This window comes from Kingella sp. (in: b-proteobacteria) (assembly GCF_030527935.1).
Taxonomy (GTDB): Bacteria; Pseudomonadota; Gammaproteobacteria; order Burkholderiales; family Neisseriaceae; genus Kingella_B.
Genome location: NZ_JAUMZV010000030.1, coordinates 19,921 through 27,004 on the forward strand (window position 1 = coordinate 19,921; position 7,084 = coordinate 27,004).

At 55.1% G+C, this 7,084-nt stretch carries 10 protein-coding genes; 3 read left to right on the forward strand and 7 right to left on the reverse strand.

Annotation, left to right across the window (positions count from 1 at the left end; genetic code table 11):
• Positions 1-402 precede the first annotated feature (402 nt).
• Positions 403-1,755, forward strand: a complete 1,353-nt coding sequence (locus Q4A85_RS09770; protein ID WP_303109881.1) for a DEAD/DEAH box helicase — start codon at positions 403-405, stop codon at positions 1,753-1,755.
• Positions 1,756-1,844: 89 nt separating this feature from the next.
• Here the strand turns inward: Q4A85_RS09770 and Q4A85_RS09775 are convergent, their stop codons facing one another.
• From Q4A85_RS09775 to trpC, 4 genes are all read right to left on the reverse strand, one after another.
• Positions 1,845-2,393, reverse strand: a complete 549-nt coding sequence (locus Q4A85_RS09775) for a carboxymuconolactone decarboxylase family protein (RefSeq protein WP_303109883.1) — start codon at positions 2,391-2,393, stop codon at positions 1,845-1,847.
• Between the two features lie 186 nt (positions 2,394-2,579).
• The gene (locus tag Q4A85_RS09780) at positions 2,580-3,455 is read right to left on the reverse strand and encodes a lipid A biosynthesis lauroyl acyltransferase (protein WP_303109885.1); all 876 of its coding nucleotides are present in this window, start codon (positions 3,453-3,455) and stop codon (positions 2,580-2,582) included.
• Positions 3,456-3,662: 207 nt separating this feature from the next.
• Positions 3,663-4,196: a hypothetical protein gene (locus Q4A85_RS09785; RefSeq protein WP_303109887.1), complete on the reverse strand. Its 534-nt coding sequence runs from the start codon at positions 4,194-4,196 to the stop codon at positions 3,663-3,665.
• Positions 4,196-4,978 (reverse strand): indole-3-glycerol phosphate synthase TrpC, encoded by a 783-nt coding sequence (gene trpC / locus Q4A85_RS09790; RefSeq protein ID WP_303109889.1) that lies wholly within the window; start codon positions 4,976-4,978, stop codon positions 4,196-4,198. The genes Q4A85_RS09785 and trpC overlap by 1 nt, the downstream gene beginning before the upstream one ends.
• Between trpC and Q4A85_RS09795 the strand changes: the two genes are divergently transcribed.
• Positions 4,977-5,120: a hypothetical protein gene (locus Q4A85_RS09795; RefSeq protein WP_303109891.1), complete on the forward strand. Its 144-nt coding sequence runs from the start codon at positions 4,977-4,979 to the stop codon at positions 5,118-5,120. The two genes, trpC and Q4A85_RS09795, sit on opposite strands and share 2 nt — an antisense overlap.
• On the opposite strand, the gene Q4A85_RS09800 is transcribed toward Q4A85_RS09795, so the two are convergent.
• From Q4A85_RS09800 to Q4A85_RS09810, 3 genes are read right to left on the reverse strand one after another with little or no spacing between them, the layout of a single operon-like run.
• A complete protein-coding gene (locus tag Q4A85_RS09800; protein WP_303109893.1) occupies positions 5,098-6,198 on the reverse strand; it encodes a lysozyme inhibitor LprI family protein in 1,101 nt (366 codons plus the stop codon). The two genes, Q4A85_RS09795 and Q4A85_RS09800, sit on opposite strands and share 23 nt — an antisense overlap.
• A 42-nt stretch (positions 6,199-6,240) precedes the next feature.
• Entirely contained in the window at positions 6,241-6,363 is a 123-nt protein-coding gene (locus Q4A85_RS09805; protein WP_303109895.1) for a hypothetical protein, read from the reverse strand.
• Entirely contained in the window at positions 6,356-6,496 is a 141-nt protein-coding gene (locus tag Q4A85_RS09810) for a hypothetical protein (protein ID WP_303109897.1), read from the reverse strand. Before Q4A85_RS09810 ends, Q4A85_RS09805 begins: the two co-directional genes overlap by 8 nt.
• Here Q4A85_RS09810 and Q4A85_RS09815 point away from each other — a divergent pair.
• Positions 6,495-6,926 (forward strand): hypothetical protein, encoded by a 432-nt coding sequence (locus Q4A85_RS09815; RefSeq protein ID WP_303109899.1) that lies wholly within the window; start codon positions 6,495-6,497, stop codon positions 6,924-6,926. The genes Q4A85_RS09810 and Q4A85_RS09815 overlap by 2 nt on opposite strands.
• Positions 6,927-7,084: the final 158 nt, after the last annotated feature.

Below are 7,084 nucleotides of genomic sequence, written 5' to 3' on the forward strand. Positions count from 1 at the left end.
AGCCTGAAAAGCATAGGCAGCCTGAAAAGCATGGCGATGCGGCAAAACAAACCAAGCCAAAATAACGCGAAATACCGCGTTTCAGGCTGCCTTGCCTTGACCGCGCCCGCAAAAACCCCTACAATCCGCGCTCTTTTTATGAAGCCATCGTCTTCAACTTAAATCTTCTTGTTATTCAGTTTTAATGCCTGCGCGGCATTTTTATTTTGCAAGTTGTCGCCGATGAAACCTACTAGCGCACGCTAGCGACAACCTGCTGTTCATTCTTTTTGCTCTCTCCCGTTTTCAGGCTGCCTGAAAACGCCGCAAACAAAATAATCCGCACCACTGCTTCAAGGCTGCCTGAAAACCGTTTGTTGATGGGCTCAGACAGAATGTTGTTGTTTTTCCATAGGAAAATCCATGACCATCAAATTTGCTGATTTGCATCTAGACAAAAACATCCTTTCCGCGCTCAAAAGCGCAGGCTACGAAGAACCCACGCCCATTCAAGCCCAATCCATCCCCGCCGCGCTTGCCGACAAAGACATCATGGCTTCGGCGCAAACAGGCTCGGGCAAAACCGCCGCGTTCTTGTTGCCCAGCTTGCAAAAAATCATCAAGCGCAGCGAAAAATCGGGCAAAGGCCCGCGCGTGTTGGTGCTCACGCCCACGCGCGAGTTGGCGCAACAGGTAGAAAAAAACGCCCAGCTTTACGCGCAAAACATGAAATGGGTGCGCACGGTAACGCTGGTGGGCGGTTCATCTTTTGGTCAGCAAATCAAAGCTTTATCGCGCCCAATTGATATTGTGGTGGCGACACCCGGTCGCCTGATGGACCATATGCGCAGCGGGCGCATTGATTTTGACCGCTTGGAAGTGCTGGTGTTGGACGAAGCTGACCGCATGCTGGACATGGGCTTTATTGACGACATTGAAACCATTGTTGCCGCCACGCCCGAATCGCGCCAAACGCTGCTGTTTTCCGCCACTTGGGACGGCGCAGTAGGCAAGCTGGCGCGCAAGCTGACCCAAAACCCCGAAGTGATTGAAATTGAACGCGCCGAAGCGCAGGGCAAAATTGAAGAGCAGCTTTTGTATTGCGACGACAAAAACCACAAAAACCGCTTGCTTGACCACATTCTGCGCGATGCCAACATTGACCAATGCGTGATTTTCACCGCCACCAAAGCGATGACCGAAACGCTGGCAGACGAGCTATACGAAAAAGGCTTTGCTGCCAACTGCTTGCATGGCGATATGCCGCAAGGCTGGCGCAATCGCACGCTGATGGATGTGCGCAAGGGGCGTTGCAAAATTTTGGTGGCAACCGACGTTGCTGCACGCGGCATTGATGTGCCCACGATTACCCACGTCATCAATTATGATTTGCCCAAGCAGGCGGAGGATTATGTACACCGCATCGGGCGCACGGGGCGGGCAGGGCGAACGGGCATTGCGGTGAGCTTTGCCGATGCCAAGGAATACATGATGGTGCACAAAATTGAGCGATACATTAACCGCAAGCTGCCTGAAATCGTGATTGAGGGCATGGAACCCACGCGCAAACGCAATAAAAATGCCGACCGAAAACCAAAAAGCAAAGGCGGCTGGGGTGGTAAGCGTGGCGAGAACGAACGTTGGGGTGGGCGTGATAAAAAGCCGTTTGGCGAGAAAAAATCGTTTGGCGGCAAGCGCGAGAGTGGGTTTAAAAAGGATGGGTTTAAGAAAGATGGATTTAAAGCGAAGCCTAAGGGTGGGAAGTTTCGTGATTGATTGATGTTGCGCTAATAGGCAGCCTGAAAACGGGTTTTATCCCATTTCAGGCTGCCTTTGCTTTGGGTGTTTTAAGTTCGTGGGCAAGATTAGGCGTAGGCTTGCAATTCGGGGTTGATGTCGGTTTGCGCGAGATTGTTGGTGTAGTTACACAGGGTGGCGAGTGCTACGCCCATCACGACATCCACGGCTTGCTCTTTGCGGTAGCCTGCGGCGACGAATGCGGCGAGTTCGGCATCGGAAACTGCGCCTTTGTTTGCCATCACGGCGATGGTGAAATCGGCAAGGGCTTTGAGTTTGGCATCGTCAAACTCGGCGGGATTGACGTTGCGCGATGCTTGGATGGCTTGCTCGGACAGCAGTTTTTTCAGCGTGGCGAGTTTGGTGTGCCCTGCCACGCAGAAGCCGCATTGGTTGGTGCGGGCGGCGATGATTTGGATGACTTCGCGTTCGCCGCCTGTGAGCGAGTTTTCGTTGTTGAGTTTGCCGACTTCTTGGTAGAAGGTCAGGGCTTGGGGGGAGTTAGCGAGTGCGCCGATAAGGTTGGGGATGAAGCCATTGGCTTTTTGCGCGGCTTCTACGCGGGCTTTGGCGGCTTCGGGGGCGGATTCTACGGTGTGTACGGTTAAACGAGCCATTTTTGTGTTCCTTAGGTTGGGTTGAAAAAGACGGGCGGATTGTAGGGGTGTTTGGGCAGCCTGAAAAAGATTTTGTGTTTATGTTTGTTAGAAGATTTGGTTATTTGGGGGCTTGCAAGCCGTGTGTTGGTTTAATACGCATTTGGCGACGAGCCGTCGCCGCTCCATTTTGGGTTTTCAGGCTGCCTATTTTGTGTAAAACGATGGTTCGCCTTGGGGGCGGGTTTTGAAGCGTTTGTGCAGCCAGTAATATTGGGGGATTTGCTCGCGGATGCGCTCTTCGATAAAGACGTTCATGCGGTGCACGTCGGCGGCGGTGTCTGGGCTGGGGTAGTTTTCCCATGCGGGGTAGAAGCGCAGGGTAACACTGCCGTTGGCTTGGCGCGTGGGGATGGCGGGGATGATTTTGGCATGGGTCATTTGGGCGATGCGGGGCAGCCCTGCGATGGTGGCGGTGGGAATGCCAAAGAAGGGGATGAACAGGGAGTCTTTTGCGCCGAAGTCTTGGTCGGGCAGGTAGAGAAAGGGGGCGTTTTCGCTGCGGATGTGTTTGATGATGCTGCGCAGCCCTTCGGTGCGCCCGACTAGGAAAACGTTGTTGTAGCGGTGTCGCCCGTGCAGGATTTGCGCATCCAGCGCGGGGTTTTTTTGGTGGGAATAGACGCTAATCAGTGGCACGTCTTGGTTGAGCGCGTAAACGGCGGCTTCAAAGGCGGTGAAGTGGGGGTAGAGTAGGATGACTTTTTCGCCTGCGGCTAGGGCTTGGTCTAGGATGTGTTTGTCTTGGTATTGCACCATTTGGCGCAGCTCGGCGGCGGGGGCGTACCAGTATTTGCCGTATTCCAGCACCAAAAGTGCCATGTGGTAGAAGTGTTGGCGCAGGATTTGTTCGCGCTCGGCGGCGGTTTTTTCGGGGAAGCAAAGGGCAAGGTTGGTTTGCCCGACTTTGCGGCGCGGGGCGACCAGCCAGTAGCACAGCCAGCCGAATAGGTGGGCAAGGGTGCGCAGGGCGGGGTGGGGGAGTTTGCCGAGTAGTTTGAGAATGAAGAAGGCGAATTTCATGGGGGGCTTTCAGGCTGCCTAAATGTGATGGATGCTACGGGTGGCTGTTTACCAACCACCCCCATCCTAACCTTCCCCCGCCAGCGAGAGAAGGAACAGATTGCAGATTTTTTACCTTTTTCAGGCTGCCTAATGGGATGATTTAAATACTGGGCGTTTCATGTTTTTCAGGCTGCCTTATACACCAAAGGCAGCCTGAAAACGCTTTTAACGGCAGCCCAAGGTGGGCGCGAGCGTGTCAAAGCTGCGGTCAAGCGCGATGCACTCGGTTTCGCTGGGGCGGCTGCGGGCGAGTTCCACGCGCAATTCTTGGTTGGACAGGCGCAGGGCTTCGGCATCTTCGCCTTGTTGCGCAAAGCAGGTATCCACGCGCTGATAGTAGCGTTCGCAGGTGTTGGGCAGGGGCGGGAGATTTTCGGGCAGGGCTTCGGGCGGCGCGGCGGGGATGGGGGAATCGGTTGGGGGCGGCGTGTTTTCCCACGCGGCGATGTCGGACGCGCCCACTTGCTCTTTGGCGGCGCGGCGGGCGTTGAGAATGTCGTCTTGCGGGGTGTTTTGCACCCAAGAATAATCTTTGGCGGCATCGGAAGCCGATTGGGGCGTGGAAGCCACGGCAGGCGCGGCGGGCAGTTTACGCAGTTTGCTGCGCAGGCTCATGATAAACGTGAGCGACAGCACCATTGCCACCAATATCAATGGCAAGGCGTGTTCGGGTTTGAGCTTGAATGGCGGGCGTTTCATCAAAACAGTTTCCGTACTTCGGCAACGATGTCAGCGGCGCGCATAAAAGTTTCGCCGATGAGAAACGTGTTTACGCCGTGTTGCTGCATCAGTTGCACGTCGTCTTTGCTGGTGATACCGCTTTCGGTTACCACGATGTGGTCGCCCAGTTGCGGCAGCAGCGCGATGGTTTGCTGCAAATCCACTTCAAACGTGTGCAAATTGCGGTTGTTGATGCCGCGCAGGGGCGTGGTCATGTGGGCGCATTTTTGCACTTCGCTCGCATCGTGCAGCTCCACCAGCACCGCCATGTTTAGGCTGTGGGCAACCCGTTCTAGGTGCAACAGCGCGGTTTCGTCCAGCGCGGCGGCAATCAGCAGCACGGCGTCCGCGCCCCATGCGCGGGCTTGGTAGATTTGGTATTCGTCGATGATGAAGTCTTTGCGCAGCACGGGCAGCGACACGGCGGCGCGGGCTTGGCGCAGGTAAACAGGCGAGCCTTGAAAATAAGGCTCATCGGTGAGCACGGATAGGCAGGCAACACCTGCGGTTTCGTAGTCTTTGGCGTGCGCATCGGGGTGGAAATCGGGGCGGATTAAGCCTTTGGATGGGCTGGCCTTTTTGATTTCGGCGATGATGGCGGGCTGATGGGCTTCGTGTTTGGCGCGGATGGCGGCGATAAAGTCGCGCGGCGGCTCGGCGGTGCGGGCTTGCACTTTCATGTTTTCTAACGAGATTTCGGCTTTTTGCGCGGCGATTTCTTCGGCTTTGGTGGCGAGAATTTTGGCTAGGATGTCGGTCATGATGATTCCTTTGCGATGGGGTAGGCAGTCTGAAATGGGGATTTTCAGGCTGCATTTGTTTTTAGCGTGGATAACACAACAAGGCAGCCTGAAAACTCAGGCTGCGGTTTCAGGCTGCATTATTCAATGCTGTACCCTTTAAGGTATTGCACGCGCTCGCGGGTCATGCGGGTGTCGCATTGCAGTTGCAAGTATTGGCTTTCTGTCGTGCTTTTGCCTTTGGCGGCGGCGTTGCGGCAGTTGCTGCGTTTTTTGCCTTCCCACGCGCGTTGTTCTTCTACAAGGTCTTGCTGGATTTGTGGGTCAATTTTGCGCCATGCGGATTTGATGGATTGGTCGGCTTTGCTGTTGGCTTCGCGGGCGGCATCCAGTTCTTTGTTGCTGATGTTGCTGGGTTTATCCGCGCTGGGGGTAAGTTTTTCAGGCTGCGGTTTGGCGGGGGCGGATGCGGCGTTGTCATTATCTAGGGCATCGGTTTTGGGCGCGGGCACAGCTTTGCGCAAGTCTTCGGGCTTGGGCGGCTCGGGGATGTCGTCAATCGGGGGGACGGTTTGCGGCGCGGGGATGGATGCTTCTTCGGCTTTGGGCTGGTCTTTTTGTTTGAGCAGTTTCAAGGCTTCGGCGCGGCTAACGTTTTTGCCGTTGATGTTGAGCGTGTCTTTTACGCCGTAGGCAGCAAGAGCATCGGCGAGCAAATTGGCTGCGCCTGTTAGGTTGTTATCGGTGGGGGAAAATTGGTTGTTTTGGGTGGAATAGTTAAGCGGGAAGCTGAGCGTGTGGTTGCTGAATGTGCTGTTGCTGCCTGTTAGGTGTTGGTTGATGATGTCTAGCGGGGCTTCGCTTTGCAGCAGGGGCGCGTTGGTTTGCGCTTGTTTAATCAGATTTTCGGGGATGGCGATGGCAACCTGCGCTTGGCAGGTGGCGGGCATTTGCCCCGCTTGGGGGTTGGTTACGGTTACGTTTAATTGAGCGGCTAGGGCGATGAGCTTGTCGGCATCAATGTAATCGTTGGCGTTGGCAAGGCGTTTGGCGTTGTTGGTAAGGGAGGTTTGGATGGTTTGTTTGACTTGGCTGTCTAGCGCGGGCATTTCGCAGCTGGTGCTGGCAACGGCGGAAGCAGCGGATGCGGCAGACGCGGCTTGCGGCGGGGTGTCGTTTTTGGAGCAGGCGGCAAGCGTTAGGGCGGCGGCTAGGGCAGCGGCTAGGGTGGTGTGTTTCATGTTGCGGGCTTTCTGGTTGAGAACAAAATAGGCGGCATCATATCAAAAATAGTGGGGGCTTGCCAAAAGGGGGGCGGTTTGGGGCAAGCAGTGAGGGCGTGGCAATGGTGGATAGGTTTCAGGCTGTCTTTGGGGGATGGAGCAGCCTGAAACGATGTTATCCATTTTCAGGCTGCCTTGGTGTTTCTAACCAGTGCACGGCTTGCAAGCAAGCCGTAGGGGCGCGGGATGGTTTTTCAGGCTGCCTATTATTGCGCTCGCGTTCAAGCGTAGGGTGGGCAACTGGTTTGCCTACCATGGCGGATGGCGTTACCGTTTTGGTGGGCAAGCGAGTTGCCCACCCTACGGTTTGGCGTTTCAGGCTGCTTCAATCGTTACCCAAAGGCAGCCTGAAAATGGCGCATTGGCGGCTTGCCGACATTTGGGCTAATGATAAAACGCCATCCTATTTCATCCACCATTTGGCGACGAGCCGTTGCCGCTCCATCGGCTGCTCGGTTTTCAGGCTGCCCAATGTGCGTAGGGTAAGCAAGCGAGTTGCCCCGCCTACGGTTTGGCGTTTCAGGCTGCTTCAATCGTTCCCCAAAAGCAGCCTGAAAATGGCGCATTGGCGGCTTGCCGACATTTTGGTTAATGGTAAAACGTCATCTTATTTCATCCACCATTTGGCGACGAGCCGTTGCCGCTCCACCGGTTGCTCGGTTTTCAGGCTGCCCCAATGTGCGTAGGGTGGGCAACTTGTTTGCCCACCATTGTTCGTTCGCAATATTTTGGTGGGCAAGCGAGTTGCCCACCCTACGGTTGAGCTATTTCTTGTTTTCAGGCTGCCTTATATGTAGAAATCCCTAGCGTTGTTTACAGTATTTCAAGGACAATACCGTAAATG